The sequence below is a fragment of the Lacrimispora sp. genome (genome assembly GCF_036758025.1).
Lineage (GTDB): Bacteria > Bacillota > Clostridia > Lachnospirales > Lachnospiraceae > Lacrimispora.
In genome coordinates, this window is record NZ_DAIOXM010000021.1 from 61,416 (window position 1) to 82,230 (window position 20,815).

The following is a 20,815-nucleotide window of genomic DNA, read 5'->3' on the forward strand; positions in this document are numbered from 1 at the left end:
AAAGCAAGTTGAATTTCGTATATGCGAAAGAATGTGAAATATATGTCCAAATGGCGTGGACAAAAAAGTGGAAGCACCCTTCGGGCATACCATGATGTCCAAATGGCGTGGACAAAAAAGTGGAAGCACCCTCCGGGTATACCATGATGTCCAAATGGCGTGGACAAAAAAGTGGAAATCGGGGATTGTAATATTTGCTGTAATTATGTATAATAAACTGGATATGTAAATACTTACAATTTTGAGAGGTGATGTTGTTGAATATCTATGATGTTTCCGAACATGCCCGCGTATCCATTGCCACTGTTTCCAGAGTCATCAACGGAAATCCCAATGTCAGCGAGAAAACCAGGAAAAAAGTTCTTGCCGTCATGGATGAGCTTGGCTATACCCCTAATGTATTTGCCAGAAGCTTAGGGCTTAATACTATGAAGACCATCGGAATCATGTGCGCCGATTCTTCTGACCCCTGGCTGGCAGAAGCCATCTACTACCTGGAGAAGGAGCTGAGAGGCAATGGCTATGATTCCCTTCTCTGCTGCACCGGACATCTTCCTGAGACCAAAAAGAAGTATCTGGAACTGCTCCGTTCCAAACGGGTGGATGCGGTCATTTTAGCAGGTTCCCATTATATCGAAGAAAAGCCGGAGGACAATGCTTACCTTCTGGAGGCAGCCAGGGATATTCCCATCATGCTGGTAAACGGATATCTGGAGGGAGAACAGATTTACAGTACGGTCTGCGACGACCACGCGGCTGTCTACGACGCGGCTTCCAGGCTTTACCGCTCCGGTCGGTCTTCGGTGCTCTATCTTTATTCCGGAAATTCCTACAGCAGCCTGCGCAAGCTTTCCGGTTACAAGGAAGCTGTCAGTGATGCAGGCTTTATCCTGCAGGAGGAACTTATGGCACTCTGCCCCAAGGACCCTGACGCAGCCATGGAGCTGCTGGACCAGCTTTCCCATTCCGGAATTTATTTTGATGCGGTTCTGGCCGTAGAGGATATTCTGGCCGTAGGCGCGGTAAAATATGCAGGCAAGGCAGGACTTAAGATTCCGGAGGATTTAAGCATTATCGGATATAATAACTCTATTTTATCCCGCTGTACCACTCCTGAAATCACTTCTGTGGACAACAAAGCGGAGGCTCTCTGCATTTCCACCGTAAACACCTTGATGAAGGTGCTGGAAGGGGAAGAGACAGCGAAAAAAACCGTGATTACCACAGAGCTCATAAAACGCGGCACTACTAATTTTTAATTATATATATCTATCTAAGGAGGATTATTTAACTATGAAACAGTTTATGGACAAAGACTTTTTACTGTCTACTGATGCAGCAAAAAACCTCTATCATACCTATGGGGAGACCATGCCCATTGTAGATTACCATTGCCACATCAATCCCCAGGAAATCTACGAAGACCGCAAATTTGATACCATCACCCAGGTATGGTTAGGCGGCGATCATTACAAATGGCGTCAGATGCGTTCCAACGGCGTAGATGAAAAATACATTACCGGCGATGCTTCCGACCGTGAGAAATTCCAGAAATGGGCAGAAACTCTGCCAAAACTGATTGGAAATCCACTTTACCACTGGAGCCATTTAGAGCTGCAGAGATACTTCGGCTACACCGGCTACTTAAACGGTGACACTGCCGAAGAAGTTTGGAACTTATGCAACGAAAAGCTTCACCAGGATTCCATGAGCGCCCGCAACATCATCAGACAATCCAACGTAACCGTGATCTGCACCACTGACGATCCGGCAGACAGCCTGGAATGGCACCAGAAAATCGCGGCTGATTCCTCCTTTGAAGTCAAGGTGCTTCCTGCCTGGAGACCGGACAAAGCCATGAACATTGAAAAGCCGGATTTTGCCTCCTATATGGCAAAATTATCTGCTGTAAGCGGTGTTGAAATTAAGGATTTCCCTTCCTTAAAGGCTGCTTTAAAGAACCGCATGGAATTTTTTGCAAGCCAGGGTTGCAGCGTATCCGACCATGGCCTTGAATATGTGATGTACGTTCCTGCCGATGATGCAGAGCTTAATACCATCTTTGCAAATGGACTGGCCGGCAAAGCGATTTCCGGGGAAGATGAGTTAAAGTTTAAAACCGCATTCATGCTGTTTGCTGCAAAAGAATACAACCGCATGGGCTGGGTAATGCAGCTCCACTATGGCTGCAAGCGGGACAATAATGCCCTGATGTATGAAAAACTGGGAGCCGACACCGGCTATGACTGCATTAACAACTACGCTCCTTCCGCACAGATGGCTGATTACTTAAATGCCTTAAGCGCAACCGATGAGATTCCAAAGACCATCATTTACTCTTTAAATCCCAACGACAACGCTTCCATCGGCACCATCTTAGGCTGCTTCCAGAGCAAGTTCCCAGGCAAGATCCAGCATGGTTCCGCATGGTGGTTCAATGATCACAAAACCGGAATGACAGAGCAGATGATCTCCCTGGCAAACTTAGGCTGCCTTGGAAACTTCATCGGAATGCTTACAGATTCCAGAAGCTTCTTATCCTACACCAGACATGAGTACTTCCGCAGAATTCTCTGTGAGCTGATTGGCGGCTGGGTGGATAACGGAGAATATCCGGATGACCAGAAGGCATTGAAAGAGATAATTGAAGGAATTTCTTATAACAACGCTATGAATTACTTCGGATTCTAAGCAAAAATAATTCTTTTGATTCATTAAAAATGCGCCTTGAAAAAGCTTTTAAAGCTTAATCAAGACGCATTTTTTATACATTATTTTCCGGCAAATCTAATTTGGCGGCAATCCCTATACAATTACTTTTACGGGACACTTCTCCGCACATTTACCGCAGTTGGTACATTTCTCATAATCAATGACAGCCACATTGTTATCCATGTGGATGGCATCAAATTCACACTGCCTGATACACAAGGTACATGCAATACAGCCTACATCACACTTAGCTTTTACTTCCTTGCCCTTGTCGTGAGAATTACACTGAACCAGATGCTTAGAGCGGTAAGGAACCAGATCAATGAGATTGCTTGGGCAGGCCGTTACGCACTTGCCGCATGCAACACATTTCTCCCGATCCACCACTGCAACTCCGTCAACCACATGAATGGCATCAAACTCACAGGCTCTTACGCAGGTGCCAAAGCCCATACAGCCATAGGCACATGACTTTTCAGTTCCGCCGGGAGCTACGGAAGCCATCCGGCAGTCCTGTGCACCATAGTACTTGTACTTGGTCCTTGTCTTATCACAGGTTCCCTTGCATTTAACAAATGCGATCTTTTTATCCATAGCTCCGGCTGAAACGCCCATGATCTCGCCGATCTGCTCCGCTACCGGCACGCCGCCTACGGGACATGCACCCACGGGAGCCTGACCGTCTGCTATGGCCTTTGCCAGAGCGTCACAGCCCGCATAGCCGCAGCCACCGCAGTTGTTGCCCGGAAGAACTTCCCGGATGAGAAGTTCTTTTTCATCCACTTCTACTTTAAACTTTTCGCTGGCAATCCCTAAGAACACACCGATTAAAATGCCCAGAATGCCCACTACGGCTGCCGCATATAAAATACTTATTATCATTCTTCCTCTCCTCCTTATAAACCGGGTATTTCCGATCCTTTATGTCAAGCAGATATTCACAATCCGCTTCGCTATTTGCTCATAACCGAACAGCAGCTATTGCTGCCTGCCGGTTAAATTAATCCGGAAAATCCGAAAAATGCAATTGCCATAAGGCCGGAGGTGATCAGAACAATGGGTGATCCTTTAAAGGAATGTGGAACATCATTGTATTCAATTCTCTCACGGACGCCTGCCAGCATGACGATGGCAATGGTAAAGCCTACGGAAATGCCCACGCCGTTGATCACGCTTTCCAGGATGTTATAGGATTTCTGCACGTTGGTCAATGCCACACCTAAAACTGCACAGTTGGTGGTGATCAGCGGCAGATATACGCCCAGTGCGTCATAAAGGGCCGGCATTGACTTCTTTAAAAACATTTCTACAAATTGCACCAAAGCCGCAATCACCAGAATAAATACGATAGTCTGCAAAAACTCCAGCTCCAGGTTCACTAAGATTCCCTTATAAATAACACTGGTGGCAAAGGCTGCAATGGTAATAACAAAGATAACGGCTGCACCCATACCGGCAGAAGTCTTCACATTTTTGGAAACTCCAAGGAATGGACAAAGGCCTAAAAACTGGCTGAGCACCACGTTGTTAACCAGGGCTGCACCAATGGCAATCAATAACAATTCTTTCATCTATCCATCCTCCTATTCTTCTTTTCCTGAATCCGCCTTGCCTGCTGACCCGTTTCCGGCTCCGCCGCAGGAAGCGCAGTGTCCGCTGCAGCCTTCCGACTGGGAATCCGGTCCATTGGTTGCAGAAGGTGCCTTCAGCTTATTCTGAAGAGCTGTCAGAACAGCCAGAACAAAGAATGCTCCCGGTGCCAGGACAAAGATTGCGATGTGATAATCCTCCGGAATGATGACACGTCCGAATACTGCTCCTGCTCCTAAAATCTCACGGACAAGGCCGATGCAGGTAAGGGCAAGGGTAAAGCCAAGTCCCATGCCGATTCCGTCAAAGGTGGAATCCATGACGCCGTTTTTAGAGGCATAAGACTCCGCACGGCCCAGGATAATACAGTTTACCACGATCAGGGGAATGTAAATTCCAAGTGCTGAATAAATGCTTGGAACGTAAGCCTGTAAAAGAAGCTGCACAATGGTAACCAAGGTTGCCACAATAACGATATAAGCCGGAATTCTCACCCGGTCCGGGATGATCTTTCTGAGGGCTGCAATGATCATATTGGAAAATAACAGTACCACAGTGGTGGAAAGCCCCATGCCCACACCATTGATGGCTGAAGTGGTAACAGCCAGGGTCGGACACATACCAAGCATCAGGACGAAGGTTGGGTTTTCTTTTATGATACCGTTAAATAAACGTTCTGTATATTTGTTGTTCATCTTCCCGCCTCCTACTGATTGATATAATTATGAACATAATACAATGCGGCATTGACTGCATTGGTCACTGCGCTTGAGGTAATGGTAGCACCGCTGATGGAATTGATCTCAGCATCTCCCGCATTTCCGGATTTGACAACAGTCAGGGACTCCGCATTCTTTCCCGCATACTGATTTTTAAACTCCGGTTCCGCCGCCTTTAAGCCCAGGCCCGGCGTATCGCTGATTTCAAGAAGTTCCACTCCGCTGATGGAGCCGTCCTCTTTGATTCCCACTGATAAACGGATGGGACCGCTGTAGCTGTCTTCCGAATAGGACGTAATAACATGGCCTGCCGCGTTTCCGCCTTCATCAACTGCCTCAAGAACCTGTTCCACGCCTGCATTTCCAAATTTCCCGGAAGCCAGATCTGCATTGCAGCTTTCAATGGCTTCTTCTGCTCCGTCCGGAATCTGGAAATCCGCTGCCTCCGGAAATACCGTCTTATAAGCCGCTAAATTTGCCGCCAGACTTGCCTTTTCAATAGGCTCTTTGGTAATCTGGTAAGCACCTCCCAGCAAAAGTCCGGAAATCAGGGTAATAACAAATAAAACAAGTGCATCTTTCATATATCCGCCGTTTTTCATATTATCTGCCCTCCTTTCCAAATGCTTTCGGAAGGGAAATCTTCTCAATCAGAGGTACTAAAATATTGCTGAAAACAATAGCATAGGACACTCCCTCCGGAGTACCGCCGAAGAGACGGAACAAACCGGTTAAGATTCCCAGAAGAATTCCAAAAAGAATCCTTCCCTTAGAAGTAATGGGACTGGTGGTATAATCTGTAGCCATGAAAAAGGCTCCGAAGATAAGACCGCCGCCCATCAGATGAGCCAGTACATAGTTCAAATCCTGCCGTCCGAAAATGAAAACAAATACACTGAAGGTAATTAAATACGCAGCCGGAATGTGAATGGAAATCACCTTTTTAATCACCATATAAGCCGCTCCAATGAGCAGGGCGATGACAGAAACCTCACCAATGGTTCCGGGAATCATTCCGATAAACATAGCCGGGAGATCCACAGCCTCGCCTGCCCTTAATGCTGCAAGGGGGGTGGCGCTTACAACAGCATCCTCATATGTAAATGAGTTCATTTTTCCTGCAAAAGAGATAACAAGGAAACATCTTGCTGCAAGAGCCGGGTTCATAAAGTTCTGACCCAGACCGCCGTATAACTGTTTGACCACAATAATGGCAAAAACTCCGCCCAGGAAAGGAATCCAAAGAGGAATGGCCGGAGGCATGTTAAGGCCCAAAATCATTCCCGTTACCAGGGCGCTTCCGTCACTGATTGTAATGGGTTTTCCCATCAGGGATTCAAATACATATTCGCTGAGAACACAGGATACAACACTGATGAGCAAAATCAGCGCCGCCTTGATTCCAAATTGATATACACCATAGGCAGAAGCCGGAATCATGGCAATGGCAACATCCAGCATAATATTCTGGGTTGTCACGTAATTCCTGGTGTGAGGTGATGTGGATACGTTAAATAATCTACTCATGCTTCCCCCTTCTGCGCTTTTTCTCTGACCATTTTGCGCATTTCTTTAAATGACTGGGTGAGAGGTAATCTGGCCGGGCAGATGTAAGAACAGCAGCCGCATTCGCAGCATTCCATTCCGTCTAATTTTACAAACCTCTCGGTATCATACTGTTCTGCCACCTTTATAAGAAGCTGTGGCACAACGCGGCCCGGACATACGCTTACACATCTTCCGCAGCGGATGCAGGCGGAGGTAGGCACCTCTGCAACCTCGTCCTTTTCAAAGCACAGCAGGGAGGATGAAGTCTTGGTAACCGGAACATTCAAATCAAACAACGCCTGTCCCATCATAGGACCGCCGGAAATCACCTTCTCCGGCTCTATCTTAAATCCGCCGGAAGCCTCCAAAAGCTCCGAATAACTGGTCCCCATTCTCACGTTGTAGTTCTGGGGAGTGGTTATGGCATCTCCTGTCACCGTAAGGATTCGGCGGATCAAAGGGGTGTTTTTTGCAACTGCATTATAAATAGAAATAACCGTATCCACGTTGTCCACGATACAGCCCACATCTGCCGGAAGCATGGAGGAGTTGATCTTCCTTCCTGTCACTCCATAGAGCAAATGACGCTCACTGCCCTGAGGATACTTGGTAGTCAATGGAAATACTGTAATTCTGGGCTCGTCCTTCACAAGCTCCGTGATCTTTTTAATAGCCTCCGGCTTGTTGTCTTCAATGGCAATGATTCCCTTTGCATTTTCAAACAACTGAAGGATGATGTTAAGGCCGCCGATCAGGCTTTCCGGCTCTTCTATCATCAGCCGGTAATCAGCGGTTAAATACGGCTCGCATTCCGCACCATTGACAATAATGGTGTCAATCTTTGAGTCTTCCTTTGGTGACAGTTTCACATGGGTCGGAAAGCCTGCGCCTCCAAGTCCCACAATGCCCGCTTCCTTTATGATGCTGCGGATTTCTTCTTTTGATAAGGTCTTGGGATCACGCTGAATGCCAAAGCCCTCTACTGCCTGATATTTCTCATCATTTTCAACGATGACAGACATTACTGCCGTTCCGCCGACGGTCAATCTCGGTTCAACGGTTTTTACGGTTCCTGAAACAGAACTGATCACACAGGCAGAAATATAACCGGCCGCTTCTCCGATCTTCTGACCAACTAAAACCTGATCACCAGCAGCCACCAATGGTTTTGCCGGTGCGCCGATATGCTGGGACAGGGGGAACACCAGCTCGCCTTTCGGCTGCAGTACCTGCACAGGTTTATTCTCCGACAGTTCTTTCCCATCATAGGGGTGAATGCCGCCTTTAAATGTAGCCAAACCCATTTAACTAACCCTCTTTCTCTACAATTCTTTGTATCTCGGCAAAATTTCATAATTTTGCTATCTTGAACAGTATACCATAATATATAATCGGAAACAATGAAAAATTAAACTTTGTATACAAAAAACCCGCCCTTCTCTTAAATCAGAGAATGGCGGATTTTCAGACGGCAAAATAGCTTAATCCAGCTCTGCCGCTCCTGTATAAAGCTGGTAATACCTGCCCTTTTGGCTCAGCAGGTCATCGTGGTCTCCCCTCTCAATGATCTCTCCGTTTTCCAGCACCATAATAGCATTGGCATTGCGCACTGTGGAAAGGCGGTGGGCGATCACAAAGGTGGTACGGTCAGCCATAAGGCGGTCCATGCCTCTTTCAATATGCTTTTCCGTTCTGGTATCCACAGAGCTGGTGGCCTCATCAAGAATCAGGACAGGTGCCTTGGAAATGGCCGCCCTGGCAATGTTTAAAAGCTGCCTCTGGCCCTGGCTTAAATTAGCTCCATCCCCCTCCAGCACCGTATCAAAGCCTTTGGGAAGCTTCATGATAAAGGAGTAGGCCGACGCTGTCTTGGCCGCCTGGATAACCTCTTCATCAGTGGCCTCCAGCCTTCCGTAGCGGATATTCTCCATTACAGTTCCCGTAAATAAATGGGTGTCCTGCAGTACCATAGCCACATTGCTGCGGAGATTTTCCCGTTTGATGGAACGGATATTCCGGCCGTCAATGGTGATTTCCCCTCCCTGAATATCGTAAAAACGGTTCAAAAGATTGGTAATGGTGGTTTTTCCGGCTCCGGTAGAGCCTACAAAGGCAATCTTCTGACCAGGCTTGGCATAGAGGCTGATATCCTTTAAGATCACCTTATCAGGATCGTACCCAAAGGTCACATGATCCAGCTTCACATATCCGCTCATGGGATTCAGTTCCACAGCATCTGCTTCATCCTCCGGCTCCGGCTCCTCATCCATAACTGCAAATACCCGTTCCGCTCCTGCGAGAGCAGAGAAAACATTGCTCACCTGCATGGAGATTTCATTGATAGGACGGCTGAACTGGCGGGAAAACATTAAAAATACGGTTAAGCCGCCTACGTCAAAGCCCTTCAGTACACAGAGAAGAGCTCCTATACATGCAGTTAAAATATAGTTTAACTGGCTTAAGTTGCCCATAACCGGCATCATAATTCCTCCGAAGAACTGGGCATGAATCATCTGGTTTCTCAAATCTTCATTGAGAATTTCAAATTCTTCCTCCGCCGTTTCTTCATGGCAGAAAACCTTTACCACCTTTTGACCGCTGATAGTTTCTTCAATATAACCGTTGACCGCTCCCAGGGAACTCTGCTGGGCGGAAAAATATCTCTGGCTCTTTGATGCGATAAAGCCTCCGGCCTTTATCATAACCGGAACCATGACTATGGTCACCAGGGTCAGCCAGATGTTGGTATAAATCATCAGCACCAGGGTTCCCACAATGCTGAGCGCTCCGGTGAAAAGCTGAACCAGGGTATTGCTTAACATTTGTCCGATCACATCCACATCATTGCTGAACCGGCTCATTAAATCTCCGGTGGTGTTGGTATCGTAAAATTTTACAGGCAGCTTCTGCACCTTTCCGAATAAGTCATTTCGTATTTTCTGCAGGGAATTCTGGGCAACCGTCAGCATGATTCTCGTCTGGGCATAGTTGCCTGCCACTGAGATCAGATATACGGCTGCCATCAGTGCAAGACCTGCTGCAAGGCCTGATGCACTGCCTTTTCCCCCGCCAATGGGGGTAATGTAGCGGTTAATAATGGGCCGCAGCATATAGGAACCTGCCAGATTTGACAGAGTGCTGACAACGACGCAAGCCAATGCTGCTGCCATGGAAAGCCTGTATTCCTTTAAATAAGACATGAGGCGGCCTATGGTGATTTTGGAGTTTTTTGTAAGGGCTGCCTTTGCCGGCACTCCGCCTCTGTTGCCGCCCATTTTGGGCTGTTTTTGCGGTGCCGGATTTTTGCCGTAGCGCCTTTTTAAGCTTTCAATTTTCTTCTGGTCATCCATCAGGCGCTGGCCTCCTTTTCTTTCTCTCTCTGGGAATAATAAATTTCCTGGTAAGGTGCGCAGGTATTCATCAGTTCCTCATGACATCCCATGCCCACAATCTTTCCATCTTCCAGAACCAGAATCTTATCCGCATGTTCCACAGACCCGATTCTCTGGGCAATGATAAATTTGGTGGTGTCCTTTAAGGATGTCTCAAAGCACTGGCGGATTTTAGCTTCCGTAGCCGTATCGACGGCTGATGTGCTGTCATCTAAAATCAATATTTTCGGTTTCTTTAACAGCGTCCTTGCAATGCAGAGCCTCTGCTTCTGGCCGCCGGATACATTAGAACCGCCATGGCCCAAATCCGTATTGTAACCGTCTTTGAAATTTGAAATAAATCCGTCTGCCTGGGCATTTTCCGCCATAAGAACGATTTCCTCCATAGAGGCATCCTCATCTCCCCAACGGAGATTTTCTTCAATGGTTCCGGAAAAAAGAACATTTTTCTGAAGAACCATTCCCACTCCCTGACGGAGATTTTTAAGGGAATAATCTCTTACATCAATGCCATCTACCAGCACCTGGCCTTCATCCGCATCGTAAAGGCGGGGAATCATCTGAACCAGTGAAGTTTTTCCGCTTCCCGTAGGGCCGATGATGCCGATAGTCTCTCCCGGTTCTGCAATGAAGCTGATGCGGTCTAAAACCATTTCATCCATTCCTTTTGCATACTGGAAACAGACATCTTTAAACTCTACCTTTCCGCTTGTAACCTGAGCGGACTTCTGAGCAGCACCATCATCGGTTAAGTCGATTTCCGCATCCAGGACCTCTCTCACCCTCTTTAAAGAAGCCATTGCCCTGGAAGCCTGTATAAATACCATGGACAGCAGCATTAAGGATATGAGAATCTGGACAATATAGGTGATAAATGCGGTCAGATCACCTACCGGCATATTTCCGGCGATGATTAAGTTTCCTCCGTACCAGACCACAGCAAGGGTGGTCAGGTTCATGGCCAGCATCATGACAGGCATGGTGGCAATTACCACCTTCATGGCATCAAGGCTTCCTTTCTTTAAATCCTGGTTGGTAGCCTGAAATTTTTCCATCTCATAGTCTTCCCGGACAAAGGATTTGATGACCCGCACATTGGTCAAAGCCTCCTGTATACCGGAGTTCAGACGGTCTATCTTCTTCTGCATAGCTCCAAAACGAGGGAATGCTGTTCTTAAAATTAAAAATATAGCCAATGTCATAAGGGGGATTACTGCCACCAGAATCAGCACAAGCTGCCCGTTGATCAGGTATGCCATTACCAGTCCTCCCACCATCATTCCGGGAGCACGAAACAGCAGACGCAGGCTCATCATCAGAACGTTCTGAATCTGCTGGATGTCGTTGGTCAGTCTGGTGACCAGTGATCCGGTGCTGAAATCGTCAATGTTCTGAAAGGAAAACTGCTGAACCTTGTGAAATACAGCCTTTCTCAAATCTGTACTGAAACAGATGGATGCCTTGGAAGAAAAATAAGAACCTCCGATTCCTCCTGCTGCCATGACTGCGGCAATGATCAGCATCCTCCATCCCATGTTTAAAATATAGCTCATGTCTCTGACTGCCACTCCGTTATTGATGATCATGGAGGTCAGCTTGGGAAGCATGATCTCTCCCAGCACCTCGGTCAGCATCAAAAGGGGGGCCAGAATAAATGCCCCTAAATAGGGCCTTATATATTCCCAATATCGTTTCAACTAGTTAGTCCTCTCTTTCTGTCGTCTCTTCTTCTGTCTTTTCCTCTTGGATTTGGGACAGGTTTTCATAAATACGGTCCAGATACTCCTTCATGATTTCCAATTCCTCATTGGAAAATCCATGAAACATCTGTTTTTCCACATTATGAAAAAATTCCCGGCTGTTCCCCACCATATTCTTCCCTTTTTCCGTCAGGCAGAGCTGATTCATCCGGTTATCCTCCTGATCCATAACCCGGGTGATATAGCCTCCCTTTTCCAGCTTTTTTACGGATACCGCTATGGTTGCTGTGGAAACATATAAACGCTTTGCAATCTCTTTCTGAGAAACATTGGAATGATCAGCCAGCATCATGAGAATCTGGTGCTGGCTGCGGTACACCCCTGTCTCTTTCGAACGTTCATCGAGAATGGAGCGGTGCAGCTTCATAATCCTCATGTACCACATCATAACGGTATGCTGAAGGGGAATATCCTTTTTAAAATTTCCCCTTTCCCATGAACACGTTGGTTTCATTCAAACAACCTCTTTCTGTTAGTATATTAATTATTAGCTAATTAACTATATCGAAGTATATCACTTTCTGTTTTTTCTTGCAAGAGGAAAATTATGAAAATAAAATGAAGCTTCTATTGCTTTTCCGTATTTTTATTGCATTTATAGCGTTTCTATACTATGATTACTTTAAGAGGATGATTCTAATGACCATGGGAGAGAAACAGCCAATAGTTTTTCAGTAAAGAGGAGGACCATAGTATGTTAGATGAGAAAGATTTACAAGCGATTGCAGCACTGATTAACGTCAGCACGGAAAAAACAGACCAGCAATTCAGGGAAATTAAAGGGGATATCGGGGAAATTAAGGGGGATATCTCTAAAATGAAAGGTGAAATTTCCGACGTAAGAGGCGATATCTCTGAAATGAAAAGTGAAATTTCCAACGTAAAAAGCGATATCTCTGAAATGAAAGGTGAAATTTCCAACGTAAAAAGCGATATCTCTGAAATGAAAGGTGAAATTGCTAACGTAAAAAGCGATATCTCTGAAATGAAAGGTGAAATTGCTAACGTAAAAGGCGAAATTATCGAAATAAGAGGACAAGTCAAGGCAACAGAAAAATTATTGTTGGATGAATTAGGATATGTTCAGTCATATTTTGAAAAACAGATAGTACAAGTTCAAAAAAATATAGATGAATTACAGCAGTATTATAAGATTGCAAAACTTGAAAACGATAATACTACCTTGCTGTTAAAGATGATTGAAACTCTTCAAAAAGATATTGAAGAATTAAAGAAAAAGACTGCATAATAAAATTCTCAGGCTACATACAAGCCCAGCAAAGGCGCTCTGCAATCTCGCAGAACGCCTTTATTTTGTTCAAATCTATATATCTTACGAAAGCAACAGCTTAATCACTGCCGTAGCCCCATAAACCATAGGCTTGTCATGTTCAAAAAAGACGACACCGTCTTCAGGTGCCCTCAACTCTTCCAATACATTTCCCTCACATGCATCCAAAATCACAGCCAGAAGCTGTCCCTTATGAACCCGGTCCCTGGCCTGCACCAGACTCCTGTAAATGCCGGACTTTTTAGGCCTCAAAGACAGCAGCTCCCTATCTGTAAACACCCTGGATTCCGGGCAGTCTCCCGTTTTATCCTCAATCATCTTATTGGCAGCCATAAAACGCAGGACACTTTCCACCAGCTCGGCAGCGCTGTCTTCTTCAATTCTGTCCGTAGCAGTGCCGTACAAACTAAAGGCATCGGTCTCCCAGATCTGCCAGTTGTAGTTAAGAGTGGCTGTATCATAGGGTTTGGGTATTTTCAGGACAATATAAGGCAGACCGAATTGACGGGCCTTTTCCACATTTTCATAGCCCGTCTTCATAATTCTCACATGGGGACAGAACCGCCCCGGCATATAAAAAGAAGAAAACTGGATTCCATTTTCATAGGCTGATATGGTTTTAAACACTCCGGCAGCAATCCTCTGAGTGGTCTCCCCCAGACCGTACCCCGGAAACATGCGGTTAATATCCGTATTGTCTGTGGGCCAGAACCTCTTTTCAATATTCATGGCGCAGGGATTTAAAGAAGGGATCACCAGAATTTCCCTGTCTTTTGCAAGCTTGTTTCCTGCCTCCAGCTCCTTTAAGCGCTTAATCAGCTGGGAACATGTATAAATCTGCTGGTATTCATTCCCCCTCATACTGCCTACAATGCACAATGCCTTTTTCCCGCTTCCAAACCGGTATCCCCGGATACGGAAATCATCCCGGTAAAGGGACGGAATTGTGAAAATAATTTCTTTTTCCATCAGCCGTCCTCCTCCTGCCTTAAGATTCTGGCAATGAGGGAGCCCTCATCCACCACCGGATACTCCCGGATGGTAAAGAGCAGCCCGGAACAGGGAGCGGTTATCTGTTCCATCACCTCTCCGGTAAAGGGATTGAGAATTGCTCCTACCTCATCACCCAGATAAACTTTGCTCCCATGTTCCTGTTTCTTTAGGAAAATGCCGGATACAGGCGCATTAATATAGCATACATCCTCCGGTCCCTCAGAAAGAACAGGCTTTTTTACGGAAATCTTCTCCCCCTTCCAGATATGAAGCTTCTGCATCAGATGGAAAATCCCCTCTGTCAGCTGAGAAGCATAGGACGGCGTCAGACGCATCCCCACTCCCATCTCCGCCACCAGAGTAGGAACCCCCAGGCTGTTCATGCTGTAGGCAAGGGTGGATTCCAAAACTGTATTAGCTCCATGAACCCATACAAAATCCACATTGGCCTCCATAGCCAGGGGAACCAGCTTGTCCTTGTGAAGCTCATTAATCCGTATCTGGGGAAGCTCAGTCAGATAAATATTGCTGGCATGAATATCCAGACACAGATCAGACCCTGCCAGATCCTCCACAATCTTCATGGCTATATACTCGGTAAAGGAACCATCCCTGGTTCCGGGGAAAATCCGGTTCATATCCAGATCAAAGCCCGGAATCCCCCTGGTAATGGAATCAAGCCCCATGGGATTGAGGGCCGGATACAAATCCACTGTTCCAAGAAGGTGTTCCGGGTTTTCCCTGATCTTTTTTGCCATCTGAAAACAGACAAGTTGTCCTTCAAGCTCATCCCCATGGATTCCCGTCACAATGCTGATTCTCTTTCCATTCCCCCCGTTAGTCGGACAGAAACGGCTTTTCTTTATTTCCAGTGTCTCATCTACAGGCAGCGGCACACTGGCTACGGAAATAATCATGTCCCTTCACCTGCTTCCTCTACGGTCACGGACACGGTTTGCTGCTGATTTGCTGTCCCGGTAAATACTCCCTGGTTCAGCAGACAGTCTCCATAGTCCCTGCCATGTGATATTTTAATATGATTCTCCAGAACCCGGACACCGTTAGTAGGATCCAGTCCATACCAGCGGCCTTCCTGAGCCACCTCCACCCAGGCGTGGCTTAACCCCTCCCCAATCAGCATTCCAGCCGCATAGCGGGCCTGTATTCCAGCCATGCGGCATAGGGAAATCATGATATGGGAATAATCCTGGCACACGCCGCAGCCGATTTCCCAGGCTTTTTCTGCCGTGGTCGATATTCCTGTCTTTCCCGGAATGTAAACATAGGCCTCTCTTAAGGCATTCATAATGTACAGGCTTTTTTCCAGATTTCCTCCCTTTTGAGGAAGCTTTAAACTGGAAAAAAACTCTTTCAGCTTCTCTCCGGGAGCCGTATACCGGGTCTGTCCGGCATACATGCCCAGCCGGTAAGACGGCTCCGCCTCCACACTGTCTTCAAGTCCGGTTTTAGCCGTCCCCTCTGCCACCACCTCAAATAAGGTATGGGGTTCTCTGGCCCTTCCGAAAAAATAGGTGTTGCCAAAGGAATCCCCGTTCATGGAGAGGAATTCCCTTGGCAGGATGCGGGTATCCTGTCTGATGATTTCCTGTCTTCCGTCTGCGGCAGGAGTACAGCGGACTGTAAAGCTGTGGTTTGTCACCGGACTATCGAATTCGATTTTCAGATAATACCGGTAATTCAGCATCTTCAAAGTATTAGACCTCCAGTATTCCTTCAATTACCCGGACTATTTGAGGATAGTCCAGCTCCTGGGCTTCGATTAAGAGGTCCAGTTTTCCGGGTACTTCCTTATGGTAATGAAGTCCGGTGCGGCTGATGCGGCCATTTAAGCGGTGGACCTCTCTGACCATGTCCGGCTTTGGTGCTTTCAGACGGCCGTATAAGTCAATCCGTTCCACCCGTTTTCCTATCTTAATGATGTTTCTGGTCTCTTCATCCTCGATCTGATCATCTACAATTCCCCAGAAGGCAAGAATATCATCCAGAATATTCTGGAACTCAATCATAGGAGCATCGCTGAGCGCCGCCTTGTTCAGCTCATAGACTGCCATCTGTATGTATGCCAGCGTCTCACTTCCAATTTCTTCTCTCAGCTCAATGGCATTGTCATAAGCCCTCATTAAGTTGCTGTAAATGGAATCGGGATTTTCCTTTCCAAAGGGATACTCCTGCCGGAATGCCTCTGCCGAAACGTAAATGTTGGGAATTGCAAGGGAACGGCAAAACTCGTCATATCCTCCTGCTCCTTCCTCCAGCATGCTGTCAAACCTCTCTCCGTATAGCTTTAAGGTTGTATAAACTCTCTCTGAATATCTGCCCAGCCAGTACAGCCGGTCTGTATTTTCTACTGATTTAGCACCCATGTGTCCTTAAACCCCCCTCCCTGAGATGAATTGACGATAAAGGAATCCGGATTTCTGGAAAAACGGGTCAGTCCGCTCTTCCACACCACCGACCTTTCCGCCGTCAGTATAAAGGCCCTTAAGTCGGCCTTTCTGTCCACCAGCTCCCCCTTTTCCAAAATAGGAAGATCACAGAAATCAATGACCTCCTGGGCAATGAAACGCCTGGGTTCCTTTTTCAGCAGTCCGATGAAGGCTTCCTTTTGCTCTGTACTCATTCTGTTTCCAAACACAACTCCGTATCCCCCGGCCTCTGCAACATCCTTTAATACCAGACTGTCAAAATGCTCCAGCACGTATTTCATGTCCTCCTCATAGTAAGGCAGGTAAGTAGGCGCATTGTGCAGGATAGGTTCTTCTCCTAAGTAATAGCGGATCATTTGAGGGACAAAATAGTAAATTCCCTTGTCATCTGCAACGCCGTTTCCGGGAGTATTTACCAGAGCCACCTTTCCCTTTCTGTAAATGTCAAACATATGGGGAATGCCGATGATGGAATCCCTGTTAAAGGTCATGGGGTCTATGTATTCGTCGGATATGCGGCGGTATACCGCTCCTACCGGCTCCTTCTTTCCGTTGTAATTGATGAAGTACAGCCTGTCATTTTCCACCTCTAAATCGTGGCAGGTGACAAGAGGAACCTGCATCCGCTCTGCAAGATAAGAATGCTCAAAATACGCCGCATTATACCGTCCAGGAGTCAGAACCACAGTCAGGCCTCCTGTATTGACGTGATCCAGGGTAGCTTTTAAAAGGTCTGCATAATTGCGGTTGTCTGCCACCGAAATATTCTGAAAGGTTCTGGGGCTGCTTCTGCGGCATAGCCCCCTGGCGATCATGGGATAAGAAGCTCCGGAGGGCACTCTTAAATTATCCTCCAGAATATACCAAATGCCGTCCTTTCCAAGAACCAGGTCGATCCCTGATATATGGGAATATACTCCCTTGGGAGGCACAATTCCTTCGCATTCAACCAGATAGCCGGAGGAGGCATAGATAAATTCTTCTGGCACCACCTTATCCTTTAATATCTTTTTCTCATTGTAGATGTCCCTTAGGAACAGGTTTAAGGCTGTCACCCTCTGTTCCAGTCCCTTTTCCAGATAAGCAAACTCGTCTTTCCCGATTACCCTGGGAATTGCATCAAAGGGAAAAAGCTGTTCCTGAAAGGTATTGTCCTTATAAATCCCAAATTTTACTCCATACCGGGCCAGAAGTCCATTAACCGTATCTGTCCGTTCAAATAGATCCATTCCTTCTCTCATCTCCATCGCCCTCACCTCACTGAACATTTGACTTGACAGTTAATCGAAAAAAAGGCGCTCTGCAACCTCGCAGAACGCCTTTGTATCTTAAGAAATATTGTAGCGGATTTCGCCTTATCTGTCAATCAAAATCACCTTCTCTATGTAATATTGAGTATTAACAATAAACCATATTTGAGCGTCGAATCTCATAACAGTCCAAATAGACACACCCTGGAGATTATGTTCTTCTGCCAGCCTGATTCTTGCATCAAAACTTCTTGCATCTTTAGTCCACACGATGTGCAATGTCCCGTCAATGTTCTCATAGTAGAAGTAAGCTGCCTGTGCAGCTTCATTGTATTGGATTGGTATGCCGTTTTTCGCTGCAATTTGAACCGCATTGTCATAAGTTATTGCAGTGGCCTCTGTTGCTCCGGGAACGTATGGAAGAGTCCAGTCATAACCCAGGGTGGTGATTCCAAGAAAAAGTTTTTCAGGCGGAATAGTGCTAAGTGAATAGTCTAATAATTGTCTTAAAACATTAACCGGGAAAATTAAGCTTGGATAACTATAAGACCTTGCCCATTCATAAGAGGAAAACATGATTGCATCTGCAAACCGGGATAATTTTGAATAATCTATTCTATCAAAAATCATGTTGGGCGTATCAATATTGATAGCCGGTGTTATGGTGATCACTACCCTGTAACCTTCTGAATGAAATATTGCGGCCGCCTTTTCTAAATATTCTGAAAATGCATCTATATTCTCATAGGTTATGGTTTCGGCATATATGTTTATACCGTAAAACCCTTTTGTTCTCATTATATCAAGAGCATTATAAATAAGAAGGTCCTGCACGGAAGGATTGCTTAAAATATCATAGGTCACTTCGCGGCTGACGATCCCCTCTTCCGTAATGGTGGAGACAAACATCATGGGGGCAACACCGTAATCTTTTGCTGTCTGGATGAGTTCAGTATCGTCGGAATTGCAAATTATTTCTCCTTCACTTGTGGCCCTGTAATTGAATATGGCTAAATAAGTTAAAAAGGGGAGTGTTTTTTTTAAAACAGATTTCTCTATATGAGGAAAGATATAACCGCTGATAGCAATTGTCTTTGTTCTATCAGTTTGATAACTTATAACTATGGTTTCTCCAATGTGCAAAACTTCTCTATCGGAAAGGTATGGATTATTTCTCAGTAATTCCATTGGCGTAGTGCCATACTGCGCTGCAATGCTCTCTAAAGTATCTCCCGCTTGGACGGTGTAAAGGATTTCCGGCTGGACAATGACAATGGTCTGACCAATTGCCAGATTGTCAGGGTTTGTAATTCCATTTTCTAAGACTAGTCTATAGGCAGGAATATTGTAATGCTCCGATATGGAGTCTATGGTCTCACCGGGTTGAACAACGTGTATGATCATGGCTTCCCCCAATGATCTTATTGGTTCTATTATATGCTGATGATATTCACTCATAACATGATATTATAAAATTATATGTGTTTTAAATTTTAAAATCATTTTGCTTCAATTATCCGACAATTCTTTACACAGAATGGGCAAACGGGGTTGTATCTGTAAAGGCAAAGTGATAGAAACATCAGTAAACACCGGAATTCTGTATGAATACAAGAGTTCCCGGTGTTTTGCTTTTCTTGAAAGGTTATTATTTTTTCCAGCCGTGCTGTATTACATATTATCTGCAATAATTGCGGAAAGAGAGACATTATTAATAACAGCAGAGCCTATTGTTTCATTGATTTCCGGTAAAATACCTGCTACTGTTGCAACAACGCTATATACGCAGCATTCGTCATCGCAGATATTGCAGTCACAGGAAAAGAAGCGGAAAGAATCACTTTCAGTGACTGCTACAAGCCGTGAATATGTCCAAACAGATCCTACGGGAATAGGAGCGAGCTGACCTTTGCACTGTTTGAATATCTGAAAATTAAGGGTAATAACAGCCTCGGTCGTCACGATGTTGCCTGCAAAATCAAATTTGATGCAGGGTCTCCGGTAACCTTTTGTATTCACGTTTAGAGTGGCCAAAGTAAATGTAGTGCCAGTTAAAGTTGCTTCTGGAATCGTTGCGCTGACCTGACTGCCGCATTTTAAAGTTGTTCTATTGGGCTTAACGTATTTTTTGGGTTTTTCACATACGCATCTGCAATTGCAATCCTGAATTTCTTCGCTGCAGTCGCATTCACATGTTCTTATATCTTGATCATTCATGAAACTGCCTCCATTATAAATATATAGAAAAATAGCATTTGTACAAAAAGGTATACTCTATTATATTAGGGGAAAAAGGATATGCTACACTTAAGAATGTATATTCCAAGACATGAATTTGCCTGCCTTCTAAATCAGACAGGCAGGCTCTTACATAAAACGGAGAAATTATATGAGTATGTGATATCCAGTTCCCCATATACCTGCCCCAGTTACGGATTAGCATCGGCCATGATGTCTCTCAACCAGAGATAATATTTTACACGATACACTGTCCATTATTTTGAGTGAGCAATCTTTCTTCAACCCCTTTTTTTGATTATGGAGTCCGCAGAACTCAATTTACTTGTAATATTAATCCTCTTCTTCAACTTCCCATTCATGTTCCCATTTCATAAGTTTCGAAAAGAATTTACTATTCTTGTTCAGGTATTTAGTTGCAAAATTATCACAATCTTCTTCGCTTCCTTTCATATTCTGGTTATTATGATAAGCATGTCGTAGTTCATGTAATAGAGCATGAATAGAATACAACTGAGAACTCTGAAAATCATCATATTCTTCATGAGCAAATACATACACGATAACTGTTTTACTGTTTGGTAAATAAAAACCTTCTATTTCGCCTCGAATAATTTCAGGCCAGTCCATTGGGTTAATCATAATAACACCGTGTTTTATAAGATCATATTTGTTTTCAATAATATATAGCTTATTGATTTTATATGCTTCTCCAAGTCTATTTAATATTTTAAGTAACTGCTTATTAGTAAAATAATTTTGGTTGTTATAGATATTCATTAATAAGCCCCGATCTGTTTAAAGTTTTGATTTTACCAGGTATTTTAGCCTTTAATCTTATCCTTTACTCCTCTAATGTCTCGCTAATACTATTA

At 45.2% G+C, this 20,815-nt stretch carries 20 protein-coding genes; 3 read left to right on the plus strand and 17 right to left on the minus strand.

The window, feature by feature from the left end; genetic code table 11:
- Positions 1 to 257: 257 nt before the first annotated feature.
- Together V7M78_RS16500 and uxaC are read left to right on the plus strand one after the other, a co-directional pair.
- Complete coding sequence (locus tag V7M78_RS16500; RefSeq protein ID WP_333651457.1) at positions 258 to 1,259, plus strand: LacI family DNA-binding transcriptional regulator; 1,002 nt, start codon at positions 258 to 260, stop codon at positions 1,257 to 1,259.
- 34 nt (positions 1,260 to 1,293) lie between these two features.
- The gene (gene uxaC, locus V7M78_RS16505; protein ID WP_333651458.1) at positions 1,294 to 2,691 is read left to right on the plus strand and encodes a glucuronate isomerase; all 1,398 of its coding nucleotides are present in this window, start codon (positions 1,294 to 1,296) and stop codon (positions 2,689 to 2,691) included.
- A 114-nt stretch (positions 2,692 to 2,805) separates the two neighbouring features.
- Here uxaC and V7M78_RS16510 read toward each other — a convergent pair whose 3' ends face one another.
- The 9 genes from V7M78_RS16510 to V7M78_RS16550 all read right to left on the minus strand — a co-directional run bounded on the left by V7M78_RS16510 (position 2,806) and on the right by V7M78_RS16550 (position 12,175).
- On the minus strand, positions 2,806 to 3,594 hold the full coding sequence (locus tag V7M78_RS16510; protein WP_333651459.1) for an RnfABCDGE type electron transport complex subunit B: 789 nt from the start codon (positions 3,592 to 3,594) through the stop codon (positions 2,806 to 2,808).
- A 113-nt stretch (positions 3,595 to 3,707) separates the two neighbouring features.
- Complete coding sequence (gene rsxA, locus V7M78_RS16515) at positions 3,708 to 4,283, minus strand: electron transport complex subunit RsxA (RefSeq protein WP_333651460.1); 576 nt, start codon at positions 4,281 to 4,283, stop codon at positions 3,708 to 3,710.
- A gap of 12 nt (positions 4,284 to 4,295) precedes the next feature.
- Complete coding sequence (locus V7M78_RS16520; RefSeq protein WP_333651461.1) at positions 4,296 to 4,997, minus strand: electron transport complex subunit E; 702 nt, start codon at positions 4,995 to 4,997, stop codon at positions 4,296 to 4,298.
- Between the two features lie 11 nt (positions 4,998 to 5,008).
- Entirely contained in the window at positions 5,009 to 5,623 is a 615-nt protein-coding gene (locus tag V7M78_RS16525; RefSeq protein WP_333651462.1) for an RnfABCDGE type electron transport complex subunit G, read from the minus strand.
- Between the two features lies 1 nt (position 5,624).
- Positions 5,625 to 6,548, minus strand: coding sequence for an RnfABCDGE type electron transport complex subunit D (locus tag V7M78_RS16530; RefSeq protein WP_333651463.1), 924 nt, complete (start codon positions 6,546 to 6,548; stop codon positions 5,625 to 5,627).
- On the minus strand, positions 6,545 to 7,873 hold the full coding sequence (gene rsxC, locus V7M78_RS16535; RefSeq protein WP_333651464.1) for an electron transport complex subunit RsxC: 1,329 nt from the start codon (positions 7,871 to 7,873) through the stop codon (positions 6,545 to 6,547). The genes V7M78_RS16530 and rsxC overlap by 4 nt, the downstream gene beginning before the upstream one ends.
- Before the next feature lie 177 nt (positions 7,874 to 8,050).
- Positions 8,051 to 9,919 carry an ABC transporter ATP-binding protein gene (locus V7M78_RS16540; RefSeq protein WP_333651465.1) on the minus strand — a complete coding sequence of 623 codons (1,869 nt, stop codon included), beginning with the start codon at positions 9,917 to 9,919 and terminating at the stop codon, positions 8,051 to 8,053.
- Positions 9,919 to 11,658, minus strand: a complete 1,740-nt coding sequence (locus tag V7M78_RS16545) for an ABC transporter ATP-binding protein (RefSeq protein ID WP_333651466.1) — start codon at positions 11,656 to 11,658, stop codon at positions 9,919 to 9,921. The genes V7M78_RS16540 and V7M78_RS16545 overlap by 1 nt, the downstream gene beginning before the upstream one ends.
- 4 nt (positions 11,659 to 11,662) lie before the next feature.
- Positions 11,663 to 12,175, minus strand: coding sequence for a MarR family winged helix-turn-helix transcriptional regulator (locus V7M78_RS16550; protein WP_333651467.1), 513 nt, complete (start codon positions 12,173 to 12,175; stop codon positions 11,663 to 11,665).
- Between the two features lie 240 nt (positions 12,176 to 12,415).
- On the opposite strand from V7M78_RS16550, the gene V7M78_RS16555 reads away from it, so the two are divergent.
- Complete coding sequence (locus V7M78_RS16555; protein WP_333651468.1) at positions 12,416 to 12,970, plus strand: hypothetical protein; 555 nt, start codon at positions 12,416 to 12,418, stop codon at positions 12,968 to 12,970.
- 84 nt (positions 12,971 to 13,054) lie between these two features.
- On the opposite strand, the gene V7M78_RS16560 is transcribed toward V7M78_RS16555, so the two are convergent.
- From V7M78_RS16560 to V7M78_RS16595, 8 genes are all read right to left on the minus strand, one after another.
- Positions 13,055 to 13,981, minus strand: a complete 927-nt coding sequence (locus V7M78_RS16560) for a M14 family metallopeptidase (protein WP_333651469.1) — start codon at positions 13,979 to 13,981, stop codon at positions 13,055 to 13,057.
- Positions 13,981 to 14,922, minus strand: coding sequence for a M14 family metallopeptidase (locus tag V7M78_RS16565; protein WP_333651470.1), 942 nt, complete (start codon positions 14,920 to 14,922; stop codon positions 13,981 to 13,983). Before V7M78_RS16565 ends, V7M78_RS16560 begins: the two co-directional genes overlap by 1 nt.
- The gene (locus tag V7M78_RS16570; RefSeq protein ID WP_333651485.1) at positions 14,919 to 15,710 is read right to left on the minus strand and encodes a transglutaminase family protein; all 792 of its coding nucleotides are present in this window, start codon (positions 15,708 to 15,710) and stop codon (positions 14,919 to 14,921) included. The genes V7M78_RS16565 and V7M78_RS16570 overlap by 4 nt, the downstream gene beginning before the upstream one ends.
- Before the next feature lie 10 nt (positions 15,711 to 15,720).
- Positions 15,721 to 16,389 carry an alpha-E domain-containing protein gene (locus V7M78_RS16575; protein WP_333651471.1) on the minus strand — a complete coding sequence of 223 codons (669 nt, stop codon included), beginning with the start codon at positions 16,387 to 16,389 and terminating at the stop codon, positions 15,721 to 15,723.
- Positions 16,371 to 17,699: a circularly permuted type 2 ATP-grasp protein gene (locus tag V7M78_RS16580; protein WP_333651472.1), complete on the minus strand. Its 1,329-nt coding sequence runs from the start codon at positions 17,697 to 17,699 to the stop codon at positions 16,371 to 16,373. The genes V7M78_RS16575 and V7M78_RS16580 overlap by 19 nt, the downstream gene beginning before the upstream one ends.
- A 108-nt stretch (positions 17,700 to 17,807) precedes the next feature.
- Positions 17,808 to 19,106: a LysM peptidoglycan-binding domain-containing protein gene (locus V7M78_RS16585; RefSeq protein ID WP_333651473.1), complete on the minus strand. Its 1,299-nt coding sequence runs from the start codon at positions 19,104 to 19,106 to the stop codon at positions 17,808 to 17,810.
- Positions 19,107 to 19,373: 267 nt separating this feature from the next.
- Entirely contained in the window at positions 19,374 to 19,919 is a 546-nt protein-coding gene (locus V7M78_RS16590) for a DUF4489 domain-containing protein (RefSeq protein ID WP_333651474.1), read from the minus strand.
- 354 nt (positions 19,920 to 20,273) lie between these two features.
- Entirely contained in the window at positions 20,274 to 20,720 is a 447-nt protein-coding gene (locus V7M78_RS16595; RefSeq protein ID WP_333651475.1) for a hypothetical protein, read from the minus strand.
- Positions 20,721 to 20,815 lie beyond the last annotated feature (95 nt).